General features: G+C 63.9%; 15 protein-coding genes and 2 pseudogenes. 12 read left to right on the top strand and 5 right to left on the bottom strand.

The genetic code is table 11. The features are described from left to right. Positions 1–26: 26 nt before the first annotated feature. Positions 27–467: an Lrp/AsnC family transcriptional regulator gene (locus NKI06_RS13910; RefSeq protein WP_023685065.1), complete on the bottom strand. Its 441-nt coding sequence runs from the start codon at positions 465–467 to the stop codon at positions 27–29. A gap of 146 nt (positions 468–613) precedes the next feature. Here NKI06_RS13910 and rocF point away from each other — a divergent pair, with 146 nt between their 5' ends. Then, entirely contained in the window at positions 614–1,549 is a 936-nt protein-coding gene (gene rocF / locus NKI06_RS13905; RefSeq protein WP_352985804.1) for an arginase, read from the top strand. Further along, positions 1,546–2,607, top strand: a complete 1,062-nt coding sequence (gene ocd / locus NKI06_RS13900; protein ID WP_023692901.1) for an ornithine cyclodeaminase — start codon at positions 1,546–1,548, stop codon at positions 2,605–2,607. The genes rocF and ocd overlap by 4 nt, the downstream gene beginning before the upstream one ends. Positions 2,608–2,613: 6 nt before the next feature. Here the strand turns inward: ocd and NKI06_RS13895 are convergent, their stop codons facing one another. Next, positions 2,614–3,615 carry a LacI family DNA-binding transcriptional regulator gene (locus NKI06_RS13895; RefSeq protein ID WP_023692902.1) on the bottom strand — a complete coding sequence of 334 codons (1,002 nt, stop codon included), beginning with the start codon at positions 3,613–3,615 and terminating at the stop codon, positions 2,614–2,616. 90 nt (positions 3,616–3,705) lie between these two features. Next, a pseudogene (locus NKI06_RS30910) lies at positions 3,706–3,891 on the bottom strand (ABC transporter permease); the annotation flags it as partial. A 59-nt stretch (positions 3,892–3,950) separates the two neighbouring features. Here NKI06_RS30910 and NKI06_RS13885 point away from each other — a divergent pair. Together NKI06_RS13885 and NKI06_RS13880 are read left to right on the top strand one after the other, a co-directional pair. Then, positions 3,951–4,706: a COG4280 domain-containing protein gene (locus NKI06_RS13885; RefSeq protein WP_023692903.1), complete on the top strand. Its 756-nt coding sequence runs from the start codon at positions 3,951–3,953 to the stop codon at positions 4,704–4,706. After that, positions 4,703–4,918: a hypothetical protein gene (locus NKI06_RS13880; RefSeq protein WP_023672157.1), complete on the top strand. Its 216-nt coding sequence runs from the start codon at positions 4,703–4,705 to the stop codon at positions 4,916–4,918. Before NKI06_RS13885 ends, NKI06_RS13880 begins: the two co-directional genes overlap by 4 nt. On the opposite strand, the gene NKI06_RS13875 is transcribed toward NKI06_RS13880, so the two are convergent. Then, complete coding sequence (locus tag NKI06_RS13875) at positions 4,912–5,544, bottom strand: methyltransferase family protein (RefSeq protein ID WP_352985802.1); 633 nt, start codon at positions 5,542–5,544, stop codon at positions 4,912–4,914. The two genes, NKI06_RS13880 and NKI06_RS13875, sit on opposite strands and share 7 nt — an antisense overlap. Positions 5,545–5,600: 56 nt before the next feature. Here NKI06_RS13875 and NKI06_RS13870 point away from each other — a divergent pair. The 3 genes and pseudogenes from NKI06_RS13870 to NKI06_RS13860 all read left to right on the top strand — a co-directional run. Then, a pseudogene (locus NKI06_RS13870) lies at positions 5,601–5,970 on the top strand (hypothetical protein); the annotation flags it as partial. 120 nt (positions 5,971–6,090) lie between these two features. Beyond that, the gene (locus tag NKI06_RS13865; protein ID WP_023740151.1) at positions 6,091–6,762 is read left to right on the top strand and encodes a winged helix-turn-helix domain-containing protein; all 672 of its coding nucleotides are present in this window, start codon (positions 6,091–6,093) and stop codon (positions 6,760–6,762) included. A gap of 56 nt (positions 6,763–6,818) precedes the next feature. After that, on the top strand, positions 6,819–8,207 hold the full coding sequence (locus NKI06_RS13860; RefSeq protein ID WP_023747421.1) for a HAMP domain-containing sensor histidine kinase: 1,389 nt from the start codon (positions 6,819–6,821) through the stop codon (positions 8,205–8,207). Between the two features lie 158 nt (positions 8,208–8,365). On the opposite strand, the gene NKI06_RS13855 is transcribed toward NKI06_RS13860, so the two are convergent. Beyond that, complete coding sequence (locus NKI06_RS13855; RefSeq protein ID WP_023730312.1) at positions 8,366–9,235, bottom strand: helix-turn-helix domain-containing protein; 870 nt, start codon at positions 9,233–9,235, stop codon at positions 8,366–8,368. A 106-nt stretch (positions 9,236–9,341) separates the two neighbouring features. On the opposite strand from NKI06_RS13855, the gene NKI06_RS13850 reads away from it, so the two are divergent. The 5 genes from NKI06_RS13850 (at position 9,342) to NKI06_RS13830 (ending at position 15,666) form a co-directional block, all read left to right on the top strand. After that, positions 9,342–10,610, top strand: a complete 1,269-nt coding sequence (locus tag NKI06_RS13850) for an ABC transporter substrate-binding protein (protein ID WP_023747422.1) — start codon at positions 9,342–9,344, stop codon at positions 10,608–10,610. Between the two features lie 183 nt (positions 10,611–10,793). After that, a complete protein-coding gene (locus NKI06_RS13845) occupies positions 10,794–11,654 on the top strand; it encodes a carbohydrate ABC transporter permease (RefSeq protein WP_023672163.1) in 861 nt (286 codons plus the stop codon). A 13-nt stretch (positions 11,655–11,667) separates the two neighbouring features. Continuing rightward, positions 11,668–12,504: a carbohydrate ABC transporter permease gene (locus NKI06_RS13840; RefSeq protein WP_023672164.1), complete on the top strand. Its 837-nt coding sequence runs from the start codon at positions 11,668–11,670 to the stop codon at positions 12,502–12,504. A gap of 12 nt (positions 12,505–12,516) precedes the next feature. Next, on the top strand, positions 12,517–13,596 hold the full coding sequence (locus NKI06_RS13835; RefSeq protein WP_023726711.1) for an ABC transporter ATP-binding protein: 1,080 nt from the start codon (positions 12,517–12,519) through the stop codon (positions 13,594–13,596). Between the two features lie 30 nt (positions 13,597–13,626). After that, entirely contained in the window at positions 13,627–15,666 is a 2,040-nt protein-coding gene (locus tag NKI06_RS13830; RefSeq protein WP_352985799.1) for an aldo/keto reductase, read from the top strand. The last annotated feature ends 236 nt before the right edge of the window (positions 15,667–15,902 follow it).

Here is a 15,902-nt window from a genome sequence, read left to right as displayed (position 1 = left end):
CGTGAACACGCCGGCCGGAAGGACGGCTACGCCAACCTTGCCCTTGTCGTCCTCGGCGTTGCCAGCAGCAGACTTGTCTCGCTGCCGGTTATCCCCGGGATGAGCCGTATCCGCCTAAGCACCGCGTCGAAATCGGTGAGCGACGCCGTTCCGAGTTCGACCACCAGGTCCCAGCGGCCATTGGTGGTGTGAATGGTCGAAACCTCGGCGAGGCCGCCGAGCGCCCGGACCACGCGGTCGGCGGCATGGCCCTCGATCTCGATCATCATCACGCCGCGTATCCGCTGGTCGACCGCGTCGGCGCGCAGCACCACCGTGTAGCCGATGATCTCGCCCGTTTTTTCCAGCCGCTCCATGCGCGCCCTGACCGTGGCGCGCGACACCCCGAGATCGACCGCGAGATCGGAGATGCTGCGCCGGGCATCATGCCTGAGCAGCGTGACCAGCCTTTCGTCGAGCAAGTCCATGATTCTATCCACTTTGACCAAACTGACTTATCGAATTGATAAATCATTCTTCTCGAAATGCCAATTTCGCCTGTTCAAACTGCCGGTCCAGGATGGTTCATTCCACGCATCAATTGCCCAATCAATTTGCAAGGACACCAAAAACCATGCGCTGCAGGATCGTTGGCGCGCCGGTACAGGACGGCGCCGGCAGGATGGGATGCGAGATGGGGCCAAGCGCGCTGCGCACGGCCGGGCTTGTCTCGGTGCTGTCGGAACTCGGCCATCAGGTCGAGGACTGGGGCGCGGTGCAACCGGCCGCAGTGCGCGCACTCGTCCATGGCAATCTCGCGCTGAAGGCCCTGCCGGAGATTTCCGCCTGGACGGCGGCAATTGCCGAGACCGCCTATGCGGCTTCGCGAGACGCCATGCCGATCTTCCTTGGCGGCGACCACGCGATATCGGCCGGCACGGTGTCGGGCATAGCCCGCCGCGCCGCCGAACGCGGCCGGCCGCTCTTCGTGCTGTGGCTCGACGCACATCCCGATTTCCACACGCTCGATACCACCGTCAGCGGCAATCTGCACGGCGTGCCGCTCGCCTATGCCAGCGGCCGGCCGGGCTTCAACGGTTATTTCCCGGACCTGCCTGTCGCCGTCGACCCTGCCCACATCTGCGTCATGGGCCTGCGCAGCGTCGATCCGGCGGAGCGCCGGGCGCTGAGCGAAGCGGGGGTTACCGTGCACGACATGCGCACCATTGACGAGCACGGCGTTGCACCTTTGCTGCGCGCCTTCCTGGCCATCGTCGAAAAGGAAAACGGCCTGCTGCATGTCAGCCTCGACGTCGACTTCCTCGACCCCTCCATCGCGCCGGCCGTCGGCACCACCGTGCCCGGCGGCGCCACCTTCCGCGAGGCGCATCTGGTGATGGAGATGCTGTCCGACAGCGGCCTGGTCTCCAGCCTCGATCTGGTCGAGCTCAACCCGTTCCTCGACGAGCGCGGCCGCACCGCCACGCTGATGGTCGACCTCGCCGCCAGCCTGATGGGCCGCCGCATCATGGACCGCCCGACCCGCAGCCATTCCGGAAGCATTGCATGACCCAGCCTTCCCGCCTTGCCATCGTCCCCTTCGTCAGCGTCGACCGCATGATGAAGCTGGTGCTGACCATCGGCGTCGAGCGGTTCCTCACCGAACTCGCCGCCTATATCGAGGAGGATTTTCGCCGCTGGGAGCTGTTCGACAAGACGCCGCGCATCGCCTCGCACAGCCATGACGGCGTCATCGAACTGATGCCGACCAGCGACGGCCGGCTATACGGCTTCAAATATGTCAACGGCCATCCCAAGAACATGCGCGAGGGGCGCCAGACCGTCACCGCCTTCGGCGTGCTCGCCGATGTCGGCTCCGGCTATCCGATGCTGCTCACCGAAATGACGATCCTGACGGCGCTGCGCACCGCGGCGACCTCCGCTGTCGCGGCCAAATATCTGGCGCCGAAAGGCGCGCGCTCGATGGCCATCATCGGCAATGGCGCCCAGTCCGAATTCCAGGCTGTCGCCTTCAAAGCGCTGCTCGGCATCGACCGGCTGCGGCTCTACGACATCGACCGCTCGGCTTCGGAAAAATGCGCCCGCAACCTCGCCGGCAAAGGCTTTGACATCACCATCTGCGCCACCGGCCAGGATGCTGTGGAAGGAGTCGACATCATCACCACGGTGACCGCCGACAAGCTGTCCGCCACCATTCTGACCGACAACATGGTCGGTTCCGGCGTGCACATCAACGCGGTCGGCGGCGACTGCCCCGGCAAGACGGAACTGCACCGCGACATCCTTTTGCGCTCCGACATCTTCGTCGAGTTCTCGCCGCAGACGCGCATCGAGGGCGAAATCCAGCAGCTCCACGCCGACCATCCGGTGACCGAGTTGTGGCAGGTGATGACCGGCAAGGCGGAAGGCCGCAAGACGGCGGAACAGATCACCTTGTTCGATTCCGTCGGCTTCGCCACCGAGGATTTTTCCGCACTGCGCTATATCAGAGACCAGCTTCAGGCCACCGGCCTCTACGAGGAGCTCGACCTGCTCGCCGATCCCGACGAGCCGCGCGACCTCTTCGGCATGCTGCTCAGGGCAGCGCTGCAGCCGGCAGCCGCCTGAGGGGCTTCAGCCGCGCAACGGCGCGCAGCTCTCCCGTTCGACGAGCACCGGGGTGAGCACTTCGCGGCGCGAATGCGCCGCCGGCTCGGCAACCCGCTCGAGCAGCAGGCTGACCGCCCGCGTGCCGATCTTCTCGACCGGCTGTGCGATCGTCGTCAGTGGCGGCCAGGTGGTGACGGCATAGGGTATGTCGTCGAAGCCGATCATCGACATGTCGCCGGGGACCCGCAATCCGCGCCCGCGCAGCACTGTCAGCGCGCCCATGGCCATCAGATCGTTACAGGCAAACAGCGCCGTGATCCCCGGCGCCTGCGCCATCAGCCGCTCCATCGCCATGCGGCCGCCGGCGAAGTGGTAGTCGGAATCCACCACCGAGGCCGGCGGCAGGTCGAGGCCGGCTTCCTGCAGCGCCCTGGCGAAGCCGCGCAGGCGGGCGGGGCTGGAGCTGGAATCGCGCGGGCCGCCGATGACGCCGATCTTCTCGTGACCGAGCCCGGCCAGATAGCGGCCGGCGAGATAGCCGCCATAATCGTGATCGACCAGCACGGAATCGACATTGACCGAATGGATCTCGCGGTCGATCAGCACCGCCGGGACGCCGGGCAGAAGGCTGGAGAACACCCGCGCATGATCGGACGAGCCGGCAAAGATCAGCCCGTCGATCTGCTTGGCCATCAGCACCTGGAGGTAGCGCTCCTCCTTCTCGGCGCTGCCGTCGGAGTTGCACAGGATCACCGTATAGCCGGCAAGGAAGCCGGCATCCTCGATCTGGCGTGCCACGCCGGCGAAGAACGGATTGGAATTGTCCGGCAGCAGCAGGCCGATGGTCTTGGTCTCGCCGCGCCTCAGGCTGCGCGCCAGCGTGTTCGGACTGTAGCGCAAGGCGGCGATGGCCGAATGCACGCGCTCGGCCGTCTCCGGCTCGACATGGCGAGTGCGGTTCATCACATGCGAGACGGTTGCGACCGACACTCCGGCATGGCGCGCGACATCGGCAATCGTCGTCATTTCTTGTCCCCTAGTGCATGTCGCCCGGAGTGTCCGGCGGATCTGGGAAAATGACATCCATAAAACAAAAACCAAAAAGCGCGACGCGCTTTATCGGATCACCCTCAACAGCTTTTCCCGATAGGCATCCAGAATGACGGCGAGCACAATGACAAGGCCTAGCACGATCGGCTTGAAATTGTCGCCGACGCCGAGCAGCTCGTAGCGACGCCGGCGACCGGGCCACCGATGTTGACGCAACAGATAGACCATGGCGACGATGCCGGCGCGTTCTCCCTTCCGCCGGAGCGCTGTATCCTTCTCAGGCTAGTGATTCCCGCAGACAGGAAACCTTCATGAACGGCCTGACGCCCATACTTTCCACCGTGACCGCCTCGTTCCTTGCCTCCTTCGTCGAAGTGGTCGAGGCCTTCACCATCGTGCTGGCGGTAGGCGTCACCCGCAGCTGGCGGCCAGCGCTGACAGGCGCGGCGCTGGCGCTGGCGGTGCTGGCGGCTCTGGTGCTGGCCTTCGGACCGCTGCTGGCGCTGATTCCCATTGCGGTGCTGCAGTTCGTCGTCGGCGTGCTCCTGGTCCTGTTTGGCATGCGCTGGTTGAGAAAGGCCATTTTGCGCAGTGTCGGCGTCATCGCCCTGCATGACGAGGACGCGGCCTTTTCAAAGGAAACCGCCGCTTTGCAGCAGCAGGCCAATGACCGCCGCGCCGATTATCTGGCCGGGCTCGCGGCCTTCAAGGCGGTGCTGCTCGAAGGTGTCGAGGTGGTGTTCATCGTCATTGCCGTCGGCGCCGCGCATGCACAGACCTTCTATGCCAGCCTTGGCGCGTTGGCAGCCTTCGTCCTGGTAACGATCATCGGCCTTGCGGTGCACAGGCCGCTGGCGCGGGTGCCGGAAAACGCGCTCAAATTCGCCGTCGGCCTGATGTTGACAAGCTTCGGCATTTTCTGGACCGGCGAAGGCCTGGGCACCGACTGGCCGGGCGCCGATCTGGCGCTGCTGGCCATCTTCGCAATCATCGCCGTCGCGTGCTTCGCCATGGTGCGCTGGTTGCGCGCCAGCTACCCCAAGGCTGCACAAGGAGTTGCTCGATGAACGTCGTCCGCCTCATTCTAAAGGAGCTCGTCGGCATGTTCATCGACGACGGCAGCCTTGCGACGCTGGCGCTGCTGTTGATCGTAGCGATTGCCGCGGCAGTGAAGCTGCTGGCGTTGCCGCCGCTTGCCGGCGGCGTCCTGCTTCTGCCCGGCTGCCTCGTCATCCTGCTCTACAGCGTGCGCCGCGCGGCACGGCGCTCCGGTCAGTAGAGGGTGAAAAACACCGGCAGCATGCCGCTGATCCGCAACTGCTCAATCGTCTCGATGGCCGGGAACAGCGCCAGGAAATAGAGCCCGTCCGTGAATGTCCGCCGCAACGCCTTTGTCGAGAACCGGCGTTCGGCTTGATCGTGAAACAGCAGCGGGTTCGGCCAGAAAGGCGGCGTGCGTTCGGCATAGACGCTGTAGGCGGGGCCGAACTTTCCAAACAGGAACTCGGCTTCCTTGCGCACCGTCACCCGGAACACCAGGTAGCTCACCAGAGCCAGCGCCGCCGCCACCAGCACCGAGCCGTACATCAACCCGACGCCCGCCGCGCCGACCGTGGAAAAGAAGTAGAGCGGGTTCCGGCTCGTCGAGAACGGGCCGATGGTGACCAGCTCGTCGTTCTTCCTTCCGCCGACATAGAGAATGCTCCACAGACGGCCAAGGAAGCAGACCAGCACGAAGCCGATGCCCAGCGCCTCAATGTATCCGTGCCCGTCCGAGCCTTCGACGAGAAAGGGCTTGGTGAACAGCAACAGCATGACGGCTAGGGCTGCCGCCACTTGTATGACGAGCAGGCGCTTGTGCTGGTCGAACGCCTTCGCTGCCGGCTTGGGGGGAGCGTAGCTCATCATAGTTCCTGCACCCCGGCAGGGCTCATAGCGCCGGTGTCTCGCCACCCACTAGCGAGACGGCGGCCGACTATCTGGCCGTCAATCTTGGCTTCGGACTGACCGTCACCTCGCTGATCATGACCGGCATCCTTGTCGTCGCGCTGGCGCTGCAATTCGCGCAGAAGCGTTATGTGCCATGCCTATTGGCTGGCGGTGGTGCTGATCAGCGTCGTCGGCACCTTGATCACCGACAATCTGGTCGACAATTTGGGCGTCCGTCTGCAAACCACCACGATTGCCTTGGGCGATGTCCATACTTGGGCAAAGCCGGTATTCATCGTTCTGATCTGCATTCATGCCGGTGCGGCACTCTTCCATCATTTTATTCTGAAAGACGCCGTGCTGCGCAGGATGCTTGTCCCTGCGCGCGATCCGGTCGGATGACACTTATGGACATGTGCAACGACCACGAGCGACCAGGCGCCGGCGGATATTCTAGGAACGGACCGCCGCCGGTGCTAGCATGCCGCTCTGGCAAAGCCTCGGCAACAGACCGGAACAGAGATGCGACTTCTCCTTGTTGAGGATGACCCCAGGACCGCAGACTATGTCGTCAAGGGCCTGAGCGAAGCCGGGCATGTCTGCGATCTGCTGCGCGACGGGCATGACGCGCTGTTTGCCGCGACACGCGACGCCTATGACGTGATCGTCGTCGACCGCATGCTGCCCGGCCTCGACGGCCTGTCGATGATCAAGGCGGTGCGGGCGGCGGGCGTGCGCACGCCGGCGATCTTTCTGACCTCGGTCGGCGGCGTCGACGACAGGGTTGAAGGGCTCGAGGCCGGCGGCGACGACTATCTCGTCAAGCCATTCGCCTTTTCCGAACTGCTCGCCCGCATCAACGCGCTCGGCCGTCGCCCTGCGGTGCAGGAGCTGAAGACGACGCTGCGCATCGCAGACCTCGAAATGGACCTGATCCAGCGCCGCGTCACCAGGCAGGGCCAGGCGATCGACCTGCAGCCGCGCGAATTCAGCCTGCTCGAAGTGCTGATGCGCGGCGAGGGCCGCGTCATCACCCGCACCATGCTTCTGGAACGGGTCTGGGATTTTCACTTCGACCCCAAGACCAGCGTCGTCGAAACCCATATCAGCCGGCTGCGCGCCAAGATCGACAGGCCGTTCGAAACCACGTTGATCCACACCGTGCGCAACACTGGCTACAGTGTTCACGACTGAGGCGCGGCATGACAGAAACTTGCCATGACTGAAGCTTGCCATGACTGAAACGCACTATGACTGAGACAGGCTCTCGCCTGCTGCGCAGCACGCCGTTTCGGCTGGCCCTGACCTTCGCCTTGCTGTTCGTGCTCGCCTTCATCCTGTCAGGCGCCATCGTCTACCAGCTGATGAGCGCGGATCTTGCCGAGCAGCTCGACCAGTCGGTCAAGGAGACCTATTCGGTCGTGGCGGTGACCTATGCCGGAAACGACCGGGAGGATCTGGTTTCGGCAGTCGACAGCCACGCCGCGCTCAGCCCGAGCAAGGAACAGCTGTTCTCGCTCACCGATCCCGCCGGCAATCGCCTGGCCGGGAATTTCACCGCCGCCGACCTTCCCGATGGCTTTTCGGATTTTGCAGCGTCCCTGCCCGATGTGACGCCCGGCACCATGTACCGCGCCTGGTCCGGTTCGGTCGGGCCGAACAGCCTGACCGTCGCCTTCTCGCTGTCTGAGATAAGGGAGTTGGAAAACATCGTGCTGATGAGCTTCGGTTGGGCCACCCTGATCATTTCCGGCCTTGGGGTGGCCGGCGGCGCCCTGCTGGCGTCGCGCGTGCAGCGCCGCCTCGACGGCATAGCCGCCACCATGGACGATGTCTCCAACGGCCGGCTCGACGCCCGCATTCCACTGCTCGGCAATGGCGACGACATTGACGGCGTCTCGCGCCAGGTCAACGCCGCGCTGGAGCGGCTGGCGGCGCTGGTGGACGGCATGCGCCAGGTCAGCGCCGACATCGCGCATGATCTGAAGACGCCGCTCAACCGGCTGCAGATGATTTTGGAAGCTGCGGCCGACAGGACCGCGCGGGGTGAGGCCGTTGCCGATGAGCTGGCGGAGGCACGTGGGGAAAGCCTGCAGATCAACGAGACTTTCGATGCGCTGTTGCGTATTGCCCAGATCGAGGCCGGCGCCCGCAAGGCGCGCTTTGTCGATCTCGACCTCAACGGCGTCATCGATGCCATCGCCGAAATCTATGCCGGTGTCGCCGAGGATGACGGCAAGTCGCTGTCGGCCACGATCGTCCACGGCACCCCATGCCTGGTCCACGGCGACCGCGACCTGCTGACGCAATTGTTTGCCAATCTCGTGGAAAACGCGCTGCGGCATTGCCCTGATGGCACGGCGATCCAGATATCGGTGACGCGGCAGGACGACCGCATCGTGGCTGAGGTCGCCGACAACGGCCTCGGCATCCCGGCGCAGGAGCGCGAAAAAGTGTTCCAGCGGCTGTACCGGCTGGACTCCAGCCGCACCACGCCCGGCAGCGGCCTTGGCCTCAGCCTGGTGCGGGCCATCGCCGACCTGCATGGTGCAACGATTGCGCTGGAGGATCGCCGGCCTGGGCTGGCGGTAATTGTCGGGTTTCCTCGGGCGGAGGGCACCGGTCCCGGCTTGAAATGACAACGCCAGAGCCAGGTCGACCCCAGGCGCTCATGAAACGCGAAGTCGCTGACAACTTTCTCCAAGTTGATGATCGCATCCGACAAAGGCGGTCGCGATTAGCCTTGCACGTGTTTCCACCCGGAACGGCTGCGGGTTGATCAAGATGACCGTTGAACCTATCGGCCCACCGCACCCCGGCGAAAATCCGAGGGCGACATCCCTGCCAGCTTGCGGAAGGATTTGTTGAAGGCGCTGAGCGAGCCAAAGCCTGAATCCATGGCGACGCGCAGCACATTGGCGTCTTCATGCATCAGCAGCGCCTGCGCGTAGCTCAGCCGCAGCAGATTCATATATTCGTTGAGCGTCATGCCGGTCGATTTCTTGAAAATGCTCATGGCGTATTTGGGGTGGATGTCGGCGGCAGCGGCAATGTCGACGCAGTCTATGTCGTAGAGGAAATTCTCGGCGATGAAGTCGCACATGCGCCCGACATTGCGCAGCGATTGCTGGTCGAACGGGCCGCCGGGTTCCTGGCCGATGGCGGTTTCCGGCACCAGCCGGTAGGGCTCGAAGCGCACCCGCTCCAACCGCAGCAGCAGCTCGTTCACGGCGTGCTCGGTTATCGCCGGATCGCCCGAGCGGAAATAGCGGTTCCAGCGTTCGAAATTGTGATGGTCGGCCTGGTCGGTCGCCGATGTCACCAGCGTGGCGCCGGTCATCAGCCGGTGGCGGACATCCGTCGGCAGATGCAGGCGGAAGAAATGCACCAGCGGCAGATGCGCGCCGGCATAGATGGCGTCGTCGGAGAGATCGTCCATCTGGTGCGGCAGCCCGCCCCAGAACAGGCACATGTCGCCGGCCGACAGCGAGATCTCGTGCTCGTTCATGCGGTAATGCACGCTGCCGCGGACGATGAAATTGACCTCGACCTGGGCATGCCAGTGCGGCTTCAGCATCACCAGCGGATGGTTGTGAAACATCTGCAAAGCCATCGGCAGGCCTTCGACGCTGCTGGCGCCAGGCTGGTAAAACGGCCGTTCCGGCATCTTACTTTCCGCCCATCTTTTATTCCCGTTGTCAGGGACAAGCCTTCCGCGCCGCCTAGTCTAGCCATGCTCTCGAAGAGAGAGCAAATGAAATGGGAGGATTTCAATGCGCACGACACTGATCTGTGCCGCGCTGGCGCTTGGCCTGGGCTCAGCCCCAGCTTTGGCGCAGTCCGGCGAAATCACGATCTGGAGCTGGAATATCGCCGCTTCGTCGCTGAAGGCGACGGTGGCCGGCTTCAACAAGCAGTATCCCGACGTCAAGGTCACCGTTCAGGATCTCGGCAACCAGCCGACCTATGACAAGTCGATCGCCGGCTGTGCGGCCGGCGGCGTCGGCCTGCCCGATATCGTCTCGATCGAAAACGGCGAGGCCGAGAACTACTGGAGCCAGTTCCCCGATTGCTTCGTCGATTTGCACACGCTGGGCTACACCGCCGACGACCAGAAGAAATTCCCGGATTTCAAGCGCACCGAACTGGAGGTCGGCGACAAGGCCTATGCCATGCCGTGGGATTCCGGCCCAGTCGCCGCCTTCTACCGCCGCGACTTCTACGAGAAGGCTGGCGTCGATCCGGCCTCGATCAAGACCTGGGACGATTTCATCGCCGCCGGCAAGAAGGTCCAGGCCGCCAATCCCGGCGTCACCATGACCAATGCCGATTTCAACGGCGACACCGAATTCTTCCGCATGATTTCCAACGAACAGGGCTGCGGCTATTTCGCCGCCGATGGGCAGTCGATCACCGTCAACCAGCCGAAATGCGTCGACACGCTGGCCAAGATCAAGGACATGAAGGACGCCGGCATCATCTCGTCGGCCGACTGGGGCACCAAGATCACCAACAACACCGCCGGCACCGTCGCCACCCAGGTCTATGGCGGCTGGTATGAGGGCACCATCCGCACCGAATCCGCCGGCGAAAACGGCAAATGGGGTGTCTACCTAATGCCGAGCCTGACCGCCGACGGCCCCCGCGCGGCCAATCTCGGCGGCTCGTCGCTCGCCATCACCTCATCCTCGAAGAACAAGGAGGCCGCCTACGCCTATCTGAAATACACGCTCGAGACCAATGAAGGCCAGATTACCATGCTCAGGGATTTCGGCCTGGTGCCGTCACTGATCTCGGCCCTCGACGACCCCTACGTCTCGCAGGGCCTGCCCTATTGGGGCGGCCAGGCAGTGTGGAAGGACATTCTCGCCACGCTGCCCAAGGTGGTGCCGAGCCGCGGCACGCCGTTCCAGAGCGACGCCGAAATCATCATGCGCGCCGTGCAGACCAAATATCTCGGCGGCGGCTATCCCGATGCCAAGGCCGCCCTCGACGACGCCGCCAGCCAGATCGCGGCGGCGACTGGACTGCCGGTCAAGTAGGCGCCACTTCCCCTTCTCCCCTTGTGGGAGAAGGTGGATCGGCGCGTTAGCGCCGAGACGGATGAGGGGTGTTCCAGCGGAGTGAAACGTTGGCGTTTCCTGGAACACCCCTCATCCGTCGCCTTCGGGGACACCTTCTCCCACAAGGGGAGAAGGAAGAAACAAAAGGAAGGAGGAGGAACCATGCGCTACCAGAACGCCACGGCCTATCGCTTCCTCACGCCCTACCTCCTGATCTTCGCCATCTTCTGGGTGTGGCCGATCATCTCCTCGTTCATGATTTCCTTCCAGGCGACGCGCACGGTGCCCTGGCGCTTTGCGCCGACGTTCAACTGGGGCCGCCTGATCGGCGACCCCGCTTTCTTCAACGCGCTGAAGAACACGCTGCTCATCCTCGTGATCCAGGTGCCGGTGATGATCTCGCTGGCGATCATCATGGCGGTACTGCTGAACTCGCCGCTGCTGAAAGCACGTGGCCTCTACCGCTTTGCCTTCTTCGCTCCGGTGGTGGTCGGCGAGGTCGCCTATTCCGCCGTGTTCCGGCTGATGTTCAACCTGGATTTCGGCATCATCAACAAGCTCCTCGCCGGCGTCGGCCTGGCCAAGATCGACTGGTTCTCCAACGTCACACCGGCCATGGCGCTGATCATGATCGCGGTAACCTGGCGCTGGGCCGGCTACAACGCCATCATCCTGCTCGCCGGCCTGCAGTCGATCCCCGAGGACGTCTATGAAGCAGCGACGCTCGACCGCGTCAGCAAGCTCAAGCAGTTCTTCTACATAACGCTGCCGCTGCTCAAGCCGGTCATCGTGTTTTGCGCCGTGCTGTCGATCATCGGCACCATGCAGCTTTTCACCGAACCGTTCCTGATCACGGAGCGCGGCGGTCCCGGCGGCGGCACCGAGACGCTTGGCCTGCTGCTCTACCGCCAGGGTTTTCGTTCGCTCAATTTCGGCTATGCCTCGGCCGTCGCCTACACCATGGCGGGGCTGGCCATCGCCATCACGCTGGTGCAGCTGTGGCTGACAAGAGAGCCGAAATGAGAGGGGCGCCGAAATGAGTTCGCTCTCGCAACGCCGGCTCGGCCGCAGCGTCCTGCTACATCTGGTCCTGACGCCGCTGGCGGTGATCTGGCTGTTTCCGCTGTGGATGATGGTGGTGTTTTCGACCATGCCCGACAACGGCATTTTCAGCCCCGGCATCGAGCTTCTGCCGCACGGCAATTTCGTCGACAATTTCAACAATCTGCAGCGTGACACCAATTTCGTCGGCGCTATCGGCATTTCGGTGGCGGTGGCGGTGACCTACACCTTCTTCTCGGTGCTGCTGACCTCGATGGCCGGCTGGGCGCTCGCCCGCTATCAGTTCTTCGGCAAGGGCGCGGTGGTGGCGATCATCCTCGGCACCATCACGCTGCCCTATGCGGTGGTGCTGATCCCGCAATTCATCATGGTGGCGCGCGACTTCCAGCTCGCCAACACCTGGATTGCGCTGATCGTGCCACCCTTGTTCAATTCGCTGGGCGTGCTGTTCATGCGCCAGGCTTTCTCGATGATGCCGGCCGACCTTTTCGACGCGGCACGTGTCGAGGGCGTCAAGGAATGGCGTATCTTCCTGTTCGTCGCTTTGCCGCTGGCGCGGCCGATGCTGGCCGCACTCGCCATCATCCTGTTCCTCGCCTCGTGGAACAATTATCTCTGGCCGCTTTTGATCAACAGCCAGCCCGGCGCGATGACGGCCCCTGTGGCGCTCGGCACGCTGATCGGCCTGACCAAGGTCTCATGGGGCGGCATCATGGCCGGCGCCGTCATGCTGACCGTACCGATGCTGGTCGTCTTCGTGCTGCTGCAGCGCCATTTCATCGCCGGCATCGCCGCCGGCGCCGTCAAGTAGGACTAGAGCGATATGGCGGCAGTCACCCTCACCAATGTCGTAAAACGCTTCGGCGTCTATGAGATCATCCATGGCGCCAACATCGATATCGCCGATGGCGAGTTCGTCGTCTTTGTCGGCCCGTCGGGTTGTGGAAAATCGACGCTGCTCAGGATGATCGCCGGGCTGGAGGATATCAGCGGCGGCGAGATCGCCATTGGCGGCAAGGTGATGAATGATGTCGAGCCGGCCGAGCGCGGCATCGCCATGGTGTTCCAGTCCTACGCGCTCTACCCGCACATGAGCGTGGAGCAGAATCTGAGCTTTGGCCTCAGGATGACCGGCAACCCCAAGGAGGACACCGAGCGGCGGGTGAAGCGGGCCTCCGAAATCCTGCGCATCACAGAGTTGATGGCGCGGCGGCCGAGGCAATTGTCCGGCGGCCAGCGCCAGCGCGTCGCCATTGGCCGCGCCATCGTGCGCGAACCGCAAGTCTTCCTGTTCGACGAGCCGTTGAGCAATCTCGACGCCGAGCTGCGCGTCCAGATGCGGGTCGAGATCTCGCGCCTGCACAAGGAGCTCGGCACGACGATGATCTATGTCACCCACGACCAGACCGAAGCGATGACGCTCGCCGACCGGATCGTGGTGCTGCGCGGCGGCCATGTCGAGCAGATCGGCCGGCCGCTCGATCTCTACGACAATCCCGACAACCAGTTCGTCGCCGGCTTTGTCGGCTCGCCGAAGATGAATTTCATCAAGGGCCGCGTCGTCGGGCGCAACACGAGCAGCGTCACCGTCGAGCTGGTGGGCGAGGAAAAGACCCGCATCATGCAACCGTTGACCGGGGCCGTGCCGCAAACAGGAGCCAAGGTCATTGTCGGCGTGCGGCCCGAACATTTCGGCAATGGCGGCGAAGGCGACGCCGACCTCACCGTCGGCATCGACGTGGTCGAGCATCTCGGCGGCACCAGCTTCATCTATGCCAGGACCGCCCATGGCGAAGACCTGGTGATCCAGCGCGACGCGGCAAAGGTCCCCGACACCCAGGAGATCACCGTGTCCATCCGCAAATCCTATCTGTTCGATGAAAACGGCCAGCGGCTGCGCTGAGCCCTTCCAGCCTTGCAAGGAGAAATGACCATGACTGCAACCGCGCCCATCCGCTGGGGGATACTCGGGCCCGGCGACATCGCCAAAGCGTTCGCCCGCGGCGTGGCAGGCTCGCGCACCGGCACGATCGTGGCGCTCGGCGCCCGCAATCCCGGCAAGGCAGGCTTGGCCGAGACGTTTCCCGGCGCCCGCATCCTCGACGGTTACGACGCGCTGCTCGCCGACCCCGAGGTCGATGCCGTCTATATCGCCATCCCGCATCCCGGCCATGCCGAATGGGCAATCAAGGCGGCGGAAGCCGGCAAGCATGTGCTGTGCGAAAAGCCGCTGGCGCTGACCGCCTTCGAGGCCGACGCCATGATCCATGCCGCGCGCAAGGCTGGCACCTTCCTCGGCGAAGCGTTCATGTACCGGCTTCACCCGCAGACGGCGAAGCTGGTGGAACTCATCAAGTCGGGCGTCATCGGCGATGTCAGGCTGATGAAGTCGAGCTTCGGCTTCGCCATGCCGGGCTTCATGCCCGAGCACCGGCTCTACGCCAACGATCTCGCCGGCGGCGGCATCCTCGATGTCGGCGGCTATCCCGTCTCGATGGTGCGGCTGATTGCCGGGGCTGCGACTGGAAAACCCTTCGCCGAGCCGGACAAGGTTGTCGGCACCGCCCATCTCGGCAAGTCCGGCGTCGACGAATGGGCCTCGGCGCTGCTGCATTTTCCCGGTGGCATCGTCGCCGAGGTATCCTGCAGCATCTCGCTCAAACAGGACAATGTGCTGCGCATCCTCGGCACCAAGGGCCGCATCGAAGTGCCGGATTTCTGGTTCGCCGGCGGCGGCAACCGCGATGGCGGCCCTGGCCGGATCGATGTAATCCTCGCCGACGACACGCGCGATACCATCAGCGTCAACGAAACCCGCCATCTCTATTCCTTCGAGGTCGGCGCCGCCGGCGAGGCGATCCTGGCCGGCAAACAGGAGTTCGCCTGGCCGGGCATGAGCTGGGCCGACAGCCTCGGCACGCTGCGCGTCCTCGACAGATGGCGCGCCGCCGTCGGGCTCGAATATGAGATCGAAAAGCCGGCTAAGCGAACCAACACCATTTCGGGCCGGCCGCTGCGCACCGGCGGCACGGCCATTGGCAAGCGCAAGATTCCGGGCCTGTCGAAGCCGGCCTCCGTGGTGGCGCTCGGCTTCGAGGATTTCCGCACCTTCTCGTCGGGCGCAATCCTGCTCGACGCCTTCTTCGAGACCGGCGGCAATCTGTTCGATACCGGCTATGTCTACGGCGCCGGCTACACCGAAACGCTGCTTGGCCAGTGGCTCAGGAATCGCGGCGTGCGCGAGCAGTCGGTGATCATCGCCAAGGGCGCGCACTCGCCGCTCTGCTATCCCGATGTCATCGGCAAGCAGCTCGCCCAGTCGTTGGACCGGCTGCAGACCGACCATGTCGACCTCTATTTCATGCACCGCGACAACCCGGATGTGCCGGTCGGCGAATTCGTCGATGCGATGGACGCCGAGGTCAAGGCCGGCCGCATCCGTGGCCCGTTCGGCGGCTCGAACTGGACGATGGCGCGCATGGACGAGGCGATTGCCTATGCCGAGCGCACCGGCAAGCAGAAGCCCGGCGTGCTCTCGAACAATTTCTCGCTGGCCGAGATGCTGGAGCCGATCTGGGCCGGCTGCATCACCTCGTCGACCGACGACTGGAAATCCTGGCTGACGAAAAGGCAGATGCCCAACTTCGCCTGGTCGAGCCAGGGCCGCGGCTTCTTCACCGACCGCGCCGGCCGCGACAAGCAGGACAATGAGGAGCTGGTGCGGGTCTGGTACTCGGAAAAAAATTTCGGCCGCCGCGACCGTGCCATCGAGCTGGCGCAGCGCCTGGGCAAAAGTCCGATCCACATCGCGCTCGCCTATGTGCTGGCGCAGCCTTTTCCGTCGGTGCCGTTGATCGGCCCGCGCACGCTGGACGAGTTGGAGGACAGTTTGAAGGCGCTGGATATCAAGCTGTCGGCGGAGGATGTGGCGTGGCTGGATAGCGAGCCGGAACGGCGGCGGCTTAGCAGCTAATCTCCCCCCTTGAGGGGGAGATGTCGCCGAAGGCGACAGAGGGGGTCGCCTCGCGTGGAGCGCTAACCTCCTTCTGCAGCGGCAGGTAGGCCGAGCCCAGTCGAACCGACCCCCTCTGGCCTGCCGGCCATCTCCCCCGCACGGGCATAGGCGCTAAGATAGGTATTGCCCTGCGGAATCGGGTGTGATTCTACACTGCGATGACACACGAATCGCTTGCAGACGACGGTTGGGCC

Origin of the sequence: Mesorhizobium sp. M0772, assembly GCF_040320135.1 — a bacterium.
Taxonomy (GTDB): domain Bacteria; phylum Pseudomonadota; class Alphaproteobacteria; order Rhizobiales; family Rhizobiaceae; genus Mesorhizobium.
Note: the sequence above shows the minus strand (reverse complement) of the source record. Positions and strands in the feature narration are given on the sequence as shown.